Origin of the sequence: Mucilaginibacter gracilis, from assembly GCF_003633615.1 — a bacterium.
Classification (GTDB): Bacteria; Bacteroidota; Bacteroidia; order Sphingobacteriales; family Sphingobacteriaceae; genus Mucilaginibacter; species Mucilaginibacter gracilis.
Genome location: NZ_RBKU01000001.1, coordinates 3,277,037 through 3,293,355, shown reverse-complemented (window position 1 = coordinate 3,293,355; position 16,319 = coordinate 3,277,037). Strand labels below are relative to the sequence as shown.

The following is a 16,319-nucleotide window of genomic DNA, read 5'->3' as shown; positions in this document are numbered from 1 at the left end:
GCCAATCAACCAACCACTAGTCAATAACTTCGGCTTCGTAAAAAACAGCTTCGGTATAAACCGTGGTGTCCATACTGTAATATTTAATGCATAAACCCATTATAACAGTAAAAAACAACCATCCCACTAACCAACTTATATCCGGGTTAAATAACGCCATGGCAAATATTATATTAAACAGCATGGTAAACTGGGTAGCCAATAAAATGCATAGCCGCTTGCCGCGCGTTTTAAAAGGCTTTACCGTAAAATAATGCGTTGCAAACGTTAACGCGGCAAAAGTAATGCTGCCCACCCCACTAATTGTTACAACAGTTCGTAGGTACACATAAAACATGTACCCTATGTTAGTAAACCTGTAGCTAAAAACAATTACCAGCAACAACGGCGATATAAACAAACTGGTTACCCAAACTTTTAAACTAAACTTAAAATTGCGCACCAAACTATGTTCAACCTCCTCAACAAACGAAAAAATTAACAAACAAATAGTGCAAAAAAGGCCCAACAAAAAAAAACGCAAAGGTAAGCCGCTAAGGGCGTTTACAGGATATTTGGGATTAGTAACTTTAGGTTGTATGCTTTTAAAAATCAACAAAATAAGGCCCGCTATATTTGAGCCGGCACAAAAAGCTATGGTATCGCGCTGCCGTTGCCTAACGTATGCTTTTGCCTCGGGGCCCCGGCCATAATTATACAGGCGCGTTTTCTGAAAAATATTATTTTCGCGAAGGCTTGGCCAGCAAACCCGGACAACCAACGCCACAAACATAATTGTTGTTACAATTATCACCACTATAGGCGCTACCGACGAACTGTTTTCCTGCGTTTCTACTAACACCAAAAGGTTATTCATTATCGTTAACGGGGCGGCCTTTTTTCCACATTACATACGTTTGCCTAAAGCAACCCGTCATAAAAATCAGAACCAGGCCTATCAACAATTTATAATCCCGAAGCTCATACGAACCCGGAAAATCTGTCATCGAAACAATAAGCATAACCAGGTTGGTATACCACAGTACCCCAAGCGTACTCAGCAATATAACGGATTTGGTATAATCGGTCATCTTTTTATGTGTATAGGCACTAAAGTTATAAACTAGCTGTTTTGCAAAACCCATCAATTGGTTTGGCGCAAATTATTTACTACTTCTTTTTTTTATCAAGATAATTTTGCCTTATTGCTATCATATCAATACCGGCGCAATCGGCAATTAATTGGGCCGCTATCTCCAATGGCATTTGGGCCTCATTTTTAAAGTTAATACAACCCTTTTGTAATTTGGCATTAGGTAACAATTCAACATACCTGGCATGTAACAGCGCATTACCATAAATAGGCAGCACATGTAACGTAATATGATCTTTAGAACCCGCCAAACCGTATTTAAAACTCCCCCTATCGGTATACAATATCATTTGCTTACCCATCATACTCCCAACTGTTGCAATAACCGTAGTGTCATTCTTTAAAATAACCCGGTGTAACTCGCTCATTAAAGGTATACGGGCAGTTTCTTGTTGATTAAGATGATCGGCAATCGTCATATTGTTAGCTTTAAGGTTCAGGGTTGGTCGGCAATTCTCGAGTAATGCTCATAAATATCACAGGTGCGCTTTTTTATCAATTGCAAATACAGTTCGGCGTCAATTGGTGCCTGCATAGTGCCACCTGTATATTTATCGCCACCTATCACCCCTATCAATTTAGATTCGCTATCGCGAAAAGCTATCCAGTTTTTTTGAGTTTGCAACAATACCTGTTTATCAGTATCCTTTAAAACCGACATCAGTTTTTTGTAATACTTATTCAACAATAAATCATATCCTCTTGACGCATCGCCAGCGGTGATTATCATGTCCGATGTAACATAGCTGGTATTCAACCGTTCGGCCATCAAATGTTCAACCTTAAAAGTATCAATTGCAAACTCACTTTCAATGGCCGAAACTTTCAAATTCACCAATTTAGCTTTAAAAACAGCCAGTTTTTGCTCCACAGCGTTGGCAATGGTTTTGTTTTGCTCGGGCGTAAATGATAGTTGTGCCCGTAAACTAAACGATAAAACAAGCAGCGCGGCTAAAGCAACAATTCTTTTCATAATTAAGCTAATATGTAAAAAAATATGCAATTATTAAATACCGGGATTAGTATTTACTAACGGTGTACCCTCATCTTTAACCATTGGTGCAAATGACTGCGCCGTAGGTGCAATAGGTGGGTAGAAAACAACGCCAAATCATTTTTTTGCGCCGGTAGGTGCAATACTTAACCTACAGTTTACAGGCCGCTGTATCCAAACCAGCCGATTTCGCGCCTACAGCACGCACTAATTGCAAGGCATTTTCATACTACCGGTATTGCACCCTCTACGGGTTCAGAAAAACATGCAATATTTACACTATCCTCAACTTCGCAAACTTTAATAACAATTGCTTTTGCCCTACGTCCTTAAAAAATATAGTGGCTTTAATATCAGGTTTATTGCCGTCTAAGGTTAATACCTTGCCAAAACCAAAACGCTCGTGTTCAACCTCCATGCCTACCTGTAGGTTACTGGTGTCGCTTGGTGTATAACCTGCCGATGGTACGTGGGCTTTAGCCAGTATGCTTGTTGTTTTAATATTGGCTTTGGTTGCCGGGGCTGGTGCTTTGGGCTTGCTAAAAGCATCTTTACTGCTGCCGCCGGCCCATGCGGCACGGTCGTCATCAAAAAACGGATTACCGGTTGGTGCTTTTTTGGCGGTAAAATCAAGCTCCAAATATTGCGCGTCTATTTCATCTAAAAACCGGCTTGGCTCACAGTTAATTAGCGTACCAAACTTAAAGCGCGAAGTAGCGTAGCTAATAGTCAGTTTACTTTCGGCCCGGGTAACGGCCACATAAAATAAGCGGCGTTCTTCTTCCAAATCTGTACGTGAGTTGAGCGACATTTGCGATGGGAACAAATTCTCTTCCAAACCAACCACATACACGTGCGGAAATTCAAGTCCTTTACTGGAGTGTATCGTCATTAACGATACCGTGTCGGCATCCTTATTTTTATCCTTATCGTCGTTAGTAAGCAGGGCAATATCCTGCATAAACACGTCAAGGCCTTTTTCTTCCAGGTCCTCGCGTTCGCTAAACTCTTTTATACCGTTTAACAGCTCTTGTATGTTTTCATAACGGTTTAATCCTTCAACCGATTTATCTTCGTACAAGTCTTTCAATAGCCCGCAATGCTGTGCAATATATAGTGCCGAATCGTAAGCAGACATGGTTTTGGTGATAACCTGGAAACTTTGAATCATCATACCAAAATTCACCACCGTGTTAGCCGTGCGGCTATCCAAAAACTGCGCCGAGTTAACAATCGCCTCCCAGGGCGTAATATTATGCTGTCCGGCAGCTACAATAATCCTGTCAACCGTAGTATCGCCAATGCCGCGTTTGGGGTAATTGATAACGCGCTTTAACGCCTCCTCGTCGCTTGGGTTAAAGGTTAGCCTAAAGTAAGCTATCAAATCCTTAATTTCCTTACGTTGATAAAAAGATAATCCTCCGTATATTTTGTAGGGGATATTGAGTTTACGCAAACCCTCCTCCATCGAGCGTGATTGCGCATTGGTGCGATACAAAATAGCAAAATCATGCCATTTCATCCCCTTATTGGCATGGTCCTGAAAAATAGATTCGGCAGTTATCTTGCCTTCCTCATTGTCGCTAAAGGCACGTAAAACCTTAATTTTATCGCCATGTTCTTTTTCCGAAAAAACATTCTTTTTAAGCTGCTCCTTATTGTTTGATATAATGCTGTTGGCAACATTTACAATATTTTGGGTTGAGCGGTAGTTTTGTTCCAGCTTAAATACTTTCAGATCGGGATAATCCTTCTCAAAATTTAAAATATTTTGGATGTTGGCACCCCGGAAAGCGTAAATACTCTGCGCATCATCACCAACCACACAAATATTCTGGTTAATTGAAGCCAGCTTCTTCACAATTAAATACTGCGAAAAGTTAGTATCCTGATACTCATCCACCATCAGGTATTTGAACTTGTTTTGGTATTTATAAAGTACGTCGTTATGGGTTTTTAAAAGCTCGTTGGTTTTAAACAGCAAATCGTCAAAGTCCATCGCCCCGGCACGGAAACAGCGGTTAACATAGTTTTCATATATCTTACCAATATGGCCCCTGCCGCTCGAAAAATCTTCGGCCTGTATAGCCTCATTCTGCTGATACTCCTGCCACGATACCAGGTTATTTTTTGATGCCGAGATGCGGTTCATCACAAAATTTTGGTTATACAGCTTATCGTCCAGGTTCATTTCTTTGATAATGGCGCGCAGCACACTCTTGCTGTCGTCGGTATCATAAATGGTAAAGTTGCTCGGGTAGCCTATTTTATCGGCCTCAACGCGTAAAATTTTGGCAAAAACCGAGTGAAACGTACCCATCCAAATGTTTTTGGCTTCGGTGCCGGCCACGCTCATAATACGCTCACGCATTTCGCGCGCAGCTTTGTTGGTAAATGTAAGTACCAGTATATTAAACGAGTCCACACCCTTTTGTATCAGGTGTGCCACTCTATAAGTAATAACCCTTGTTTTACCCGACCCGGCACCTGCAATAATCATCACCGGCCCCTGAATTTGTAAAACAGCCGCCTGTTGCGAAGGATTTAATCCCTTTAAATAATCCAAAATCTTCTCCCCTTTTCTATTGTGGCGAAATTAAGTAATACACAGCAAAGGGCATAACGCAAATAGTATGGTGTTGGTAAAAAGTGATCTGTTGAAATAGCTGCCGCGAAATATAAAACTCTTTTATTTTAATTTATCTTAGTTATAAAATATCAATATGGATGAAGTTGAAAAATTAGTTCCCGACGTAAACGTTGAAAAATGTTTAAAAAAAGAACGCCTTGTTTATGTAAAAGATGGTTGGTTTTGGTTTGAGATATTGTCTATCAGTACCCTTCTGATAATAGAAATGGTTGGTGGTTCGTATGGCGCTATACAAACGATACCAGACAATGGATATTGGGCAATCGTTTTGATGCTATTAATTAATGTTTTTATCATCGCCAATTTTTGGTTACTAAATACCTTCGTTAAAGTAAAGGGGATGGGTACACTTAGAAACAAAGAAGATGCAATAACAACACTTAATTTTTTTTACGAAGATTTAACATTTAGTGCAAGTAAAACCAACATGCTGCGTAACATTAAACCCTCTACATTTTCAAAATGGGGAAGCGCACTCACCGACATTTTCAACAACGATTACGTCTATTTTCATCGGGCTACGATCACCGACCGTATAAGCATATCGCCTTTATCAGGTATTTATAATTATTTAAAATGCAAAAAAATTGCCGAACACTTTCAACAGATACAACAATCTGTGGCCAAAGCTGAGTCAGTATAATAAATTTGTTCAATTAGCATAATCTGCTTTCCAAGCCCAATACAGCACCCACCCAAACGGGTACATCCAAATAAAATCGTTAAACCCTAACTCCGCTAATTTAGGTAGTCTATGTCAATAGATTTAAAGAGGTCTTTTGTCTTTTTTGTTATTTCGGATCTTACCCAGGTGTTTCGGATTTTAGTTTGGTAGATGCTTTTTGATATTTCTACTATGTCCTTTGGTGCATATTTTGAAAGTTTGTTTGCTGTTTTTAGTCGTGTATACAACCTGTAGTATGCGATCATGGCTATAAAATTTGCCATTAACCATCCTTCCAGCACATATCGGTTCTGCATGTAGGTTTTGTCTGCAAGCAGGAAGTGCTTGTAGGCGTCAAACATGACTTCTATTTCATTGCGCTGTTTGTAGGTTTCATATAACATTTGTGCGGACACCGCTTCAGGCAGGTGATTCGTGAGTGTAAGTGTTCCAAAACGGTCAACCCGTTCAAAGAAATCAACTTCTTTATACTTATCAGGATGTGTTTGAGTACGGGTAAGGAAATCAGCTTCTTCTTCTACTCTAAGGCGCTCGTCAAGGTAAGTAGTTAGCATCAGTCCTTCTTTTTCATATTCATAATACCAGACCACCCTCTTCTGATAGGTGAAATAATTCTTTATACCTTTTTTAAAATTGGCTTGCTGTAGCGGTTCATAATCTATGAGATTATTATTTCTGTATAGTGGGATAATGAAATGAATGGAGGCAGTTTTGAGGTCAGCGACGTTTTTCTTGCTGTAAAATCCCTTGTCGGCAATGAAAACCACATCTTTGATATTTAGTTCGTCTACACATATCTTCATCGATGTAACGTCAGTAATATTCCCATTGATAAGTCTATAATACACCGGTTGTTGCATTTGTGCAGAAAAAATGTACATCAGGCGTATTTGTGGATCATAGCTATGCTGTGGATTATAACCCATTGCGTTGACTGAAAGATGTTCTGAAAGGGATGGTATGTGCGTAGAATCAATCATTACAAATTTATCCTGCATAGCTTCCCTTACCCCTAATCTGCCTTTCATCCAGCCCAGCAATAGTTCTCTGTTTTCTCCTACATATTTCAATGCAGCTGTAATTGCTTTGTCATCAAGACCTTTTGTGACCCAGTTCAGAGAACAGTAGTCATGTGCATGTTGAAACGGCATACGCTTTATTGGGTGCTGATAAGCAAAACGCATCATTGCTACTGTCAATAATGTTTGACTAACAGGCTCTGGGAAGAGTGTAAGTAAACTGGGAAGATCCTCAGCAAGCAAAGACGTAAAGAGATTATACAATCCGTATGTTTTGATATCTACTACCGGCAGGCTGTTGCCTTTATCTTTTATTAGTTTTTTATCCGACGGGACAAAGCCCTCCTTCTCGGTGATTTTACCAAGAAGTTCCAGGGTTATTTTATCCGTCCGCTTTTTTTCAGAATTATAACGATACTCAACAGCGTACTTGTAAAATGTACCCTTGATAAGCCTGATCTCTGTTTTTGGCTCTTTAAATTTTTGAATCCAGGAAGGTAACGACATAGACAACCTAATTAGGTAGCCCAAAATAAACAAAAAAAGGAACAATCAAGCGTTGTTCCACTATATTTTTCAAAATAGACGGGGTAATTATGCGGAGTTAGGGGTTAAACACGTTAACCCATAAAAAGCTGGCTTGCAGGGCACCCAAAACTATGTAATATATTGCACCCATAGGCCCCAACACTTTCCCGATAAGGCCCACTAAAATTAGCGGCCAGTACCTTTGCGGGTCGCGCGAGGCAAAATAGTAGGCTATACCGTAAACGCCAACCAACATGCCAATACAGCGTATCAAAATCAGCATATATACATTTTCTGCATTGCCAAATAATATCACTTGCGGCCTAACCGAAATTACCAGGCCCCAAAACACATTATATATTGCTGCAATAAAAAGTATGGTCTTGGCCCATTTCAGCTTTAAAATATCCATAATTGACTAAGATGAAATTTATTTTTCTGTCGGGTTAATCCTTTTGTGGGTTTACAGTCTAAGCATGTGTTATTATAAACTATCTAAAATAATACAAATGCCATAGTCTGATTTTTACGCAAAGTATTATTTTTACAATTAAAAATTGTCACCTATTGAAAATTAAGTACTTAATTCTGTATTCTATTTTGTTTTTTGCATCTGTAAATGCCTTTGCACAAAGCAATAACGGCAGTGTGTCGGGTAAACTAACCGACCCAATTACTGGCGAAATGATAGATTTTGCAGGCGTTGCCATTTTAAACCAGGGCACCGAGGATATTGTAAAAAGCGGCACCAGCAATAATGGCGGTGCTTTTAAATTCACCAACCTGCCCTATGGTAAATTTAGCGTGAGAATAACCTACATAGGCTACGAAAAACAAACCATTGACGACATTGAAATAAATGCCGAACATACCGAAATACATTTAGGCATTATTAAGCTCAAAAAGAGTGGCAACGCGATGGCCGAAGTTACCGTTAGCGAAAAAAAACGTATTGTTGAGTTTGGTGCCGACCAAATTAATTACAACGTTAGCCAAAGCTTACAATCTGAAGGGGCAACGGCTACCGACATATTAAAAAACGTGCCGATGGTGAGCGTGGATATTGATGGCAATGCCACCATATCGGGCAAGCGCAATACCCGGATATTTATCGACGGGAAGCCGTCGGATTATATGACGTCAAACATTACCGATCTGCTTAATGTTTTGCCTTCCGATGCGATCGAAAAAATTGAGGTAATGACCAACCCACCAGCCAAGTACTCCGCCGATGGCGAAGGTATTATCAACATAGTGCTTAAAAAAGGTTACAAATTAGGCTTAAACGGCACCCTGTCGTTAAGCGCAGGTACGCTGGGCAACTACAATGTAAATACTTATGCATCGTACAAAGGCAAAACTTTCTCGCTTTCTTCCAGCTATGCTTTTGGGAAAAGTGAAAGCAATACTTACAGTTCGTCGTTAAGTCAAAATTTCTTAGCCGATACTAACTACTACCGTAATCAGTACGGCAACCGCAGCGGGCTAAACTACGGGCACAACATCCGCGAAGGCGTTAACTGGGATATAGATACTACTCAAAATTTACGGGTTACGGCCAATTTGAATATCAACAGATCCACCGGCGCGTCGGGCAGCGATTATTTGTATTTTGATGAAAATAATTTAGAAACCAAAATGCGTAATCAGGGTAACAGCAATCAAAACCAATCAACCAACTATTCCTTTGATGCCGATTATACCTGGAAACGTACCAATGGCGATCAGTTAGAAGCCAGTGCAACCTATAGTGCCAACACATCAGCCAATAACCGCTTTGCCCAAACTTTGTATCTGGATGCTAACGACAACCCATTACCGGGCTCATTGCCGCTTAACCAGCTTTATGATGTTGATGGCCGCAACAAGGCTTTCCAGTTTAAAATTGATTATGATAAGCCACTCGGCGAAGCCAAAAGAAGCACCTTTAATTTTGGCGCATCGGCAAACCTGCGTACCAATAATAACAACCAAGATGTACAGGGTTTTAACTTCACCAACCAGGTTTACCTGCGCGATACTGCCCTTACCAACAATTTTGTTTACAACGAACATATATACTCTAGCTACGCCAGTTTAACCCTAAAAACCGAGAACAAATGGCAGTTCCGGATAGGTGGCCGCAGCGAATTTACCGACGTTAACTTTAGCGTTTCGGCTTTGCCTGCACCTTATAACATAAAGCCTTACATCAGTTTTTTTCCAAATCTATCAGCAAGTAAAAACTACGAAAGTTATAGCTTTGGGGTAAGCTATAGCGGGCGTATTGGCAGGCCCAATATTTATTCGTTAAACCCGCAGGTTATTACCAATACCAGTAACCCCAATATATCCTTCGGTAACCCCGGTCTGTCGCCTTCGTACACCCAACAGCTCGATCTGAGCTTTAGCGTTTTTGGCCACGACTGGGCTTTTTACCCCCGAATAGGTTTTGCAAACACCACACACATTATTGAGCGCATTACAACGCCAATAGCCAACGGTGCCTACCAAACCACTTACGATAATTTGGGTTCAAGCAGCTATAATACCATTAACCTGTATGGTAATTACCGCATCAACAAAAAAATAAACCTTAACGGCGGCGGCACATTGGGCCACATGGTTTACCAAAGCAGCAATACAAACAGCACCCTAAACCGCAACGGCTTTACGTTTCAGGGTAAGGCAGGTGTACAGGCAGATTTACCTGCCAAAACAGCATTCGAGAGCAACTTTAATTACTACACTAATACATCGGCCCAGGGCCGCAATAAAGGCTCGCTCACGTCAAGCTTTGCCATGCGCAAATCGCTCTACAAAAATAAATTTCGGGTACGGTTAATGATAACCAACCCGCTTGGTCAAAGCAGCAGCACAACCCTAACCCAGAGCGACACCTTTAACAAGCAAGATTATTATACCGTTAACACCCGCAACTACAGCATGTCCGTTAGTTATAACTTCACTAAAGTTGGCAATAAAAAGCCGCTAAAGGGTATTTAAACAGTTTCTTATCATACTTCGATAATGCCTCTTTTTAAGGTTTAGATGCTCTAAAACAACAGGATCAGTATGGGCACCTCTTGAATTGTAAAGCACTGGTTTAAGCAATCGCCTTTTGAACTACCATGTTGGCTATCCGAATTATGCGCCGTTAGGTGCAATAGCTCGGTAGAAAACAGCATCCGATCTATTTTTTGCGCCGTAGGTGCCATACTTATTGGGCTATTGTAACTCGTAGTTAAAAATACTGGGCCTCGCCATTGCCGGGCATTTTCGATAACAAAAAACGTCCCCACCTTTGCAGATGAGGACGTTAATATAATAAACTTAATTCTTTAAATTAACTCTATATGTTTAATGAGCTGGTTTAACTTCTTCAAAGCCTTCGTCAACTTTTGCCACTGTTTTACCACCTATCATTCTGGCCAAACCATTTTTCATATGCACACGGATGATGTACATACATGGTACCAATATTAAAGTGATGATGGTTGCAAAACCTAAACCGAAAATCATGGTCCACGCTAATGGGCCCCAAAAGGCAACGTTATCGCCACCTAAATAAATATGTGGTTTAAAGTGAGTGAATAATCCTGCAAAGTCAATATTAAAGCCTATTGCTAAAGGTATTAAACCGCATATGGCGGCAAATGCTGTTAGCAATACAGGCGTCATACGGGTACGTGCAGCTTCAACAACGGCATCGTGCAGGTTGGCACCTTCTTCAATCAGCATATCGGTAAACTCAACCAGCAATATACCATTACGCACCACCACACCAGCCAGGGCTATAATACCTACGCCCGACATTACGATAGAAAACGTCATGTGGAAAATGCTCAATCCTAAAAATACGCCTATTATACTAAAGAAAATCTCACTCAAAATAATGAGCGTTTTACCAATGGAGTTAAATAGTGCCACCAGGATAATCAATATTAGCCCGAATGAGATCATTAAGGCGTTGCCCAGGAATGTAGCCGTTTCTATCTGATCGTCTTGCGCGCCACCCATGCGCACGGTTACGTTAGGCGGTAATTTATAACGTTTTAATGCTTGTGCAATACGAGTATTAATCTCGGCACCGTTATATGGTTTAATAACGTTTGAACCTAAAGTAATAACCCTATGCTGCTGTTTGTGCTTAATGTTAGCATAGGTGTTTGTATACCTGATATCGGTAAAGGCCGAGATAGGTACTTGCCTTATGGCACCACCCGAAGCCAAATCACGATAAGTGATCTTCAGATTCCGCAGCATGTCGATATCATAACGTTGGTCTTCTTTTGCACGAACGTTTATTTCGTAATTATCTTCGGCGGTGTTCCTAAAATCGGATGCTTTGGCACCGTAAACCGAAGCGCCTAAAGCCTGGTTTATCAGGTTGGTATTAACACCTTCGCGGTTAGCACGCTCCCGGTTCACATCAAAAACTATTTCGGGTTTATCAGCCTGTACATCTGGCGTCAATTCTTCAATACCCGCAATGCCTTGCTGATTGATAAATTTTTTGATCTTGGCGGCTGTTGATACCAGGGTATCAATATTATCGCCTGCTATTTCTAAACTGATATCCTTTTGCGTTGGCGGCCCACTCGCCTCCTGCGCTATAGCAATTTTAGCTCCCGGTACACCTTGCACCGACGAACGTATTTTGGCCATTATAGCTTTGGTATCTTTACCCTTACGTTTACCAAATTCAACAAAGGCAACGGTAATTTTACCCTTGTTAAAATAAGTACCCTGATCTTCGTCTGATGGGTCGGTAACACTTACCGATACGTTTGAGATGATTGACGATACAATATCCTTATCTGGCTCAACAACCTGTGCAACACGTTTTTCAAGTTTTTGAACCACTTGGTCGGTATAAGCCTGATCGGTACCAACCGGCATAGTAACATACACATAAACAAAGTTAGGGTCGCCCGATGGGAATTGCTCAACCGGCAAGTTACTAACTACCGAAAAACCAATTGTGAAAAAGAATAATACCACCGTACCACCTAATATCCACCATGGGCTGCGAACAGCCTTTTCGAGGATACGTGCATACCATGATTGGAAACGCGGCCAAACATTTTTTTGAAACTTATCAATGATGTTGATCAACAAGAAATGGTTGAACAGATAAAGTATAATTGCCAATACTACAAAGTTACCCACCCCAACATTGATAAAATAGCCCAAAGCAGCCAATACAGCCATAATGATAGTTGTACGGGTAGTTTTTTTATCAAACTTTGGATTATCGTGCTCGCCTTCAATATGTGGTTTCATAAAATCAACCGCGAAAACGGGGTTCATAATATAAGCTACCACCAAGGATGCCAATAAAGTAATGATAAGCGTGATGGGTAAAAAGAACATAAAGTGCCCTATCAAACTGTTCCAGAAAGCTAAAGGCACAAATGGTGCAAGGGTTGTCATGGTGCCCGAAAATACTGGCATAAACACCTCGCCTGCCGCTATTTTGGCCGCCTTAACAATTGGTACTTTACCATTAGCAAAAATGCGGTGCGTATTCTCTATAACCACAATGGCATCATCAACCACAATACCTAAGGCCAGCAGGAACGAGAACAACACGATCATGTTGAGCGTGAAGCCAATGGCGGGCATGAGGATAAACGCAATAAAACACGACAACGGTACTGATAACGCCACAAATATAGCGTTGGTTGTACCCATAAAAAACATCAGGATTATGGTTACCAGTATAAAACCGATAATAATGGTATTGATGAGGTCGTTCAATGTTGAACGGGTTTTATCGGATTGATCGCCGGTAACGGTAACGCTTAAACCTTTAGGGAAAACGGTAGCCTGTTTCTGTTTAATCAAAGTGTATATCTCGTCCGAAGCTTCGATCAAATTTTCTCCGGCGCGTTTACTAACGTTTAATGTAATTACATTTTTAAATTTAGCGTTATCAGGAGTTTTTAAACGTGCATAACTCTCCTGGTCCTTAAAACCATCCTTAATTTCGGCAATGTCGCGCAGGTATACGCCCTTGCCTTGTGGGTTTCTAATCACCAATCCGGCAACTTCATCGGCGTTTTTAAAATCTTCTTTAATATCAATAGTACGCTGCACACCATCTGTAACCAAAGTACCGGCCGATGAGATAATATTCTCGTTACCAATAGCTTGTATAATATCCCCATAACTTACCTGTGCGGCTGTCATTTTTGGAATATCCACGTTAATCTGGATATTTGGTTTTAAAGCGCCTACCTCTTTAACTTGCGATATTTGCTTCATCCCTTCAATATCATCTTTCAGGTTATCAGCATATTCCTTTAGCTTTTTAAGATCGTAATTACCCGATAAATTCACGTTCAATATCGGCTGGTCGGCAACGTTTATATCCGATACGTCCGATTGCTTTAAATTGACATCGCCTTGCGGCAGGTCGGGTTTAGCCTTATCAACAGCATCTTTAACGTCCTGTTTAGCATCCCTGATATTAACGTTGGCATTAAACTCAGCGGTAATAACAGAAACATTTTGCTGCGTGTTTGAAGTAACCTTTTTTAAGCCTTTAAGAGATTTTAATTGCTTCTCTAATTGCTTGGTAACCAACGTTTCGATGTTTTGAGGCGACTGGCCCAGGTATTGAGTTGTTATAAAAACCTTGGATATTGTAATATCCGGGAAATTTTCTTTCGGCAGTTTTGAGTAACTCATGTACCCTATCAGCGTAATCAAAAATATCAATACATATACAGCCTGCTTATTATCAATGGCCCAACTTGAGGGCGCAAATTCTTTTTCCTGATCTTTCATATTCAATTAAGTTTAGGCAATTAATTACCGGCTAAAACTTTTACCTTATCGCCATCTTCAATGTCAGATGCACCCATAACTATCAATTGGTCACCATCTTTTAAGCCCGATAATATTTCGGCCTGGCTATTGTACATTGTGCCTTGCTTAATTGTTTTACGTTTAGCCACGCCATTTTCGTTCACAAAAACGTAATCACCATCTTCCGATTTTTGGATAGCCTTTAAAGGCACTGTAATTACGCTTGCTTTACTATAGTCGGCAATTTTTAAAGTAGCCGTCATGTTGGGGCGCAGGTTACGGTTGGTTGGCAATTTAATTTCTATGCCAAAGCTGCGCGATCCCTGATCGATCACCTTAGAAGCGAATGTAACCTTGGCGGTTAACGAATCCTGGGCATCAGGGAACAGCACCTTTACAGTTTGACCCTGACTTACCCTTGTAGCGTATGATTCAGGAACATCAGCCTTAACCTTTAATATGTCGGCATTTACAATGCGGATACCTGTCAACCCCGGTGATGCAACCTGGCCGAGTTTCAAATCCATTTGATCAACCGTGCCATTGATAGGCGATATGATACGCGCCAAATCAGCCTGCTGACGCAATGAGGCTACTTGTTTTTGCGTAGCATCCATATTGGTTTTGGCCTGTAAAAACTGAACCTCGGTACCTATTTTTTGATCCCACAGGTTTTTTTGACGCTGATAAACAGTATTTGCCAACTCGGCCTGAGCCTGGGCTTGCAAAATATTTTGTTTCAATACGCTGTTATCCAGTTGTGCAAGTACTTCGCCTTTGCTTACATGATCGCCCGCTTTAACGTTAATAGCGATGATGGTACCTGCCGATTGAGGATAAGCGGTTACGTTATCCTGCGCATCAATGCGGCCCTGTATTTGTACATAGTTGGTAAAGCTACCCGCTTTAACTGCTACCACGCTAACATCTGTTGATTTGGTGGAATCCTGCATACCCGGTTTGGCCTCAAGTGCCGCAATTTTGGATGCGATATCCGCTTGTTGCTTTTTCAAATCGGTTAATTCGGCTTTAGGGTCATTTTTGCCTTTGCAAGCCGCTAAAAGTACCAGGGTGCTTAGTAATAATATTTTAGTTTTCATTATATCTATGATTGTAAGAGTTTGATTTTGTATTAGTTAATTTTCCCGTATGCCTGGTCAAGGTTAACCTTGCTGATGAGAGCTGTGTAAAGGGCCTGTATATATTGATTATCGGCATTCTCCAAAGCGGTTTGGGCTTGGGTAACTTCAATGCTCGAACCTACGCCTTGTTCGTACTTAATTTTAGAAACTCTCAATACTTCTTGCGCCAATTCGCGGCTGCGTTTTTGATTGTTTAAAGATTGAACACCATTAGCGTAATTGATACGGGCGGCGTCCGCCTGTAAACTCAAGCCATTTTTAAGATTTTCTATATCATTTTGAGATTTTAAGACAGCTATCTCAGATTGCTTAACCTGATATTTGCGTTGAAATCCGTTAAAAATTGGAACACTCAGTTTAACACCTACATATGTTGACGGATAATTTGTATTGTAAAGGTTACCTATAGAATTATCCTGGAATTGAATACCGGTATTACCAAAAGCAATTAACGAAGGCAGATATTGAGATTTTTTACGTTTCAAATCTAATAGATTTAATTGTTTTGATGTCTCCAACAAACTGAACTCAATTCTTTTACGGTAGAAGCTGGTATCTACAGACGTTTCAGCAACGTTATTGTCCAATTTAACGTCCTCTAATTTGTCTTTCAATATCAAATCTCTACCAATTGGCATCCCCATTTGAAATTTAAGCATCTCATAGGTTAATACAAGCGAACGAACAACATTTTCGCGATTGGTTACCAGATTGTTATACTGAACCTCAAGGCGTTGAACATCAATTTTTTCAACAAATCCTTGTTTATTTTGAGCAGTTGTTTCGTCAAGCTGTTGTTTTAATTGTTTGATATTTGCATCCAGCAATTTGATCTGCTCGTTGTTAACCAATACTTGATAATAGGCTTTTGTTACGTTTAAATTAGTAGCTATTTTAGTACGCGTAAGGCTCTTTTGCGATAATTCTTTATACGTTTTTGAAGCTTGTAAACCGACAAGATAACTTCCGTCAAATAAGATTTGACTTACGTCGAGTCCAAACGTATTATTATATTTTTGAGTAAAGCTGCCTGAAAATGGTGCAAATTGCGTTGGTGCAACAATGGCCTGTCCATTCCCGTCTTTTATATTCTGACTCTTTATTACACCATATACAGCAGGCGAAACAAAATCAGGAATCAAAATAGTTGGCACTTTCAAATAATCCTGAAAGTTAACTGATCCACTAACTTGTGGCAAACCTATACCTGTAGTTTCCTTTACTTTGAATTCTGCGCTTTTCACATCCAGTTGCGCATTTAAAACAGAATCCTGGTGCTCGTATGCATATTTTATACAATCGGCCAAACTAAAATTGTATGGCTGTGCGGATGGTGCAGCCTGCTGCGCATTTACCGCACCGGTAAACAGCATT

12 protein-coding genes are annotated in these 16,319 nt (G+C 40.4%); 2 read left to right on the top strand and 10 right to left on the bottom strand.

All coding sequences use genetic code 11. From position 1 onward, the window contains the following. Nucleotides 1-16: 16 nt before the first annotated feature. From BDD43_RS14250 to BDD43_RS14230, 5 genes are all read right to left on the bottom strand, one after another. A complete protein-coding gene (locus BDD43_RS14250; RefSeq protein ID WP_121198311.1) occupies nucleotides 17-856 on the bottom strand; it encodes a hypothetical protein in 840 nt (279 codons plus the stop codon). Further along, nucleotides 849-1,070: a hypothetical protein gene (locus BDD43_RS14245; protein WP_147425643.1), complete on the bottom strand. Its 222-nt coding sequence runs from the start codon at nucleotides 1,068-1,070 to the stop codon at nucleotides 849-851. Before BDD43_RS14245 ends, BDD43_RS14250 begins: the two co-directional genes overlap by 8 nt. Before the next feature lie 79 nt (nucleotides 1,071-1,149). Continuing rightward, a complete protein-coding gene (locus tag BDD43_RS14240; RefSeq protein ID WP_121198309.1) occupies nucleotides 1,150-1,551 on the bottom strand; it encodes a DUF1801 domain-containing protein in 402 nt (133 codons plus the stop codon). A 17-nt stretch (nucleotides 1,552-1,568) separates the two neighbouring features. Next, on the bottom strand, nucleotides 1,569-2,105 hold the full coding sequence (locus BDD43_RS14235; RefSeq protein ID WP_121198308.1) for a lysozyme inhibitor LprI family protein: 537 nt from the start codon (nucleotides 2,103-2,105) through the stop codon (nucleotides 1,569-1,571). 295 nt (nucleotides 2,106-2,400) lie between these two features. Continuing rightward, nucleotides 2,401-4,692 (bottom strand): ATP-dependent helicase, encoded by a 2,292-nt coding sequence (locus BDD43_RS14230; RefSeq protein WP_121198307.1) that lies wholly within the window; start codon nucleotides 4,690-4,692, stop codon nucleotides 2,401-2,403. A 157-nt stretch (nucleotides 4,693-4,849) separates the two neighbouring features. Here BDD43_RS14230 and BDD43_RS14225 point away from each other — a divergent pair, with 157 nt between their 5' ends. Beyond that, nucleotides 4,850-5,419, top strand: coding sequence for a hypothetical protein (locus BDD43_RS14225; RefSeq protein WP_121198306.1), 570 nt, complete (start codon nucleotides 4,850-4,852; stop codon nucleotides 5,417-5,419). Between the two features lie 95 nt (nucleotides 5,420-5,514). Here BDD43_RS14225 and BDD43_RS14220 read toward each other — a convergent pair whose 3' ends face one another. Continuing rightward, the gene (locus BDD43_RS14220; RefSeq protein WP_121195838.1) at nucleotides 5,515-6,987 is read right to left on the bottom strand and encodes a transposase; all 1,473 of its coding nucleotides are present in this window, start codon (nucleotides 6,985-6,987) and stop codon (nucleotides 5,515-5,517) included. A 97-nt stretch (nucleotides 6,988-7,084) separates the two neighbouring features. Next, nucleotides 7,085-7,420 (bottom strand): hypothetical protein, encoded by a 336-nt coding sequence (locus BDD43_RS14215; protein WP_121198305.1) that lies wholly within the window; start codon nucleotides 7,418-7,420, stop codon nucleotides 7,085-7,087. A 155-nt stretch (nucleotides 7,421-7,575) separates the two neighbouring features. Between BDD43_RS14215 and BDD43_RS14210 the strand changes: the two genes are divergently transcribed. Continuing rightward, nucleotides 7,576-9,993 carry a TonB-dependent receptor domain-containing protein gene (locus tag BDD43_RS14210; RefSeq protein ID WP_121198304.1) on the top strand — a complete coding sequence of 806 codons (2,418 nt, stop codon included), beginning with the start codon at nucleotides 7,576-7,578 and terminating at the stop codon, nucleotides 9,991-9,993. Between the two features lie 354 nt (nucleotides 9,994-10,347). Here the strand turns inward: BDD43_RS14210 and BDD43_RS14205 are convergent, their stop codons facing one another. The 3 genes from BDD43_RS14205 to BDD43_RS14195 are packed head-to-tail and all read right to left on the bottom strand — an operon-like array spanning nucleotide 10,348 to nucleotide 16,318. After that, on the bottom strand, nucleotides 10,348-13,782 hold the full coding sequence (locus tag BDD43_RS14205) for an efflux RND transporter permease subunit (protein WP_121198303.1): 3,435 nt from the start codon (nucleotides 13,780-13,782) through the stop codon (nucleotides 10,348-10,350). Between the two features lie 20 nt (nucleotides 13,783-13,802). Further along, nucleotides 13,803-14,903, bottom strand: a complete 1,101-nt coding sequence (locus BDD43_RS14200; RefSeq protein WP_121198302.1) for an efflux RND transporter periplasmic adaptor subunit — start codon at nucleotides 14,901-14,903, stop codon at nucleotides 13,803-13,805. A gap of 32 nt (nucleotides 14,904-14,935) precedes the next feature. Then, entirely contained in the window at nucleotides 14,936-16,318 is a 1,383-nt protein-coding gene (locus BDD43_RS14195; RefSeq protein WP_246001867.1) for a TolC family protein, read from the bottom strand. Nucleotide 16,319 lies beyond the last annotated feature (1 nt).

Coding starts and splice junctions, on each gene's coding strand:
- BDD43_RS14245 (WP_147425643.1), bottom strand. CDS start 1,070: ATGACCGATTATACCAAATCCGTTATATTGCTGAGTACGCTTGGGGTA.
- BDD43_RS14200 (WP_121198302.1), bottom strand. CDS start 14,903: ATGAAAACTAAAATATTATTACTAAGCACCCTGGTACTTTTAGCGGCT.
- BDD43_RS14240 (WP_121198309.1), bottom strand. CDS start 1,551: ATGACGATTGCCGATCATCTTAATCAACAAGAAACTGCCCGTATACCT.
- BDD43_RS14195 (WP_246001867.1), bottom strand. CDS start 16,318: ATGCTGTTTACCGGTGCGGTAAATGCGCAGCAGGCTGCACCATCCGCA.
- BDD43_RS14215 (WP_121198305.1), bottom strand. CDS start 7,420: ATGGATATTTTAAAGCTGAAATGGGCCAAGACCATACTTTTTATTGCA.
- BDD43_RS14205 (WP_121198303.1), bottom strand. CDS start 13,782: ATGAAAGATCAGGAAAAAGAATTTGCGCCCTCAAGTTGGGCCATTGAT.
- BDD43_RS14235 (WP_121198308.1), bottom strand. CDS start 2,105: ATGAAAAGAATTGTTGCTTTAGCCGCGCTGCTTGTTTTATCGTTTAGT.
- BDD43_RS14250 (WP_121198311.1), bottom strand. CDS start 856: ATGAATAACCTTTTGGTGTTAGTAGAAACGCAGGAAAACAGTTCGTCG.
- BDD43_RS14220 (WP_121195838.1), bottom strand. CDS start 6,987: ATGTCGTTACCTTCCTGGATTCAAAAATTTAAAGAGCCAAAAACAGAG.
- BDD43_RS14225 (WP_121198306.1), top strand. CDS start 4,850: ATGGATGAAGTTGAAAAATTAGTTCCCGACGTAAACGTTGAAAAATGT.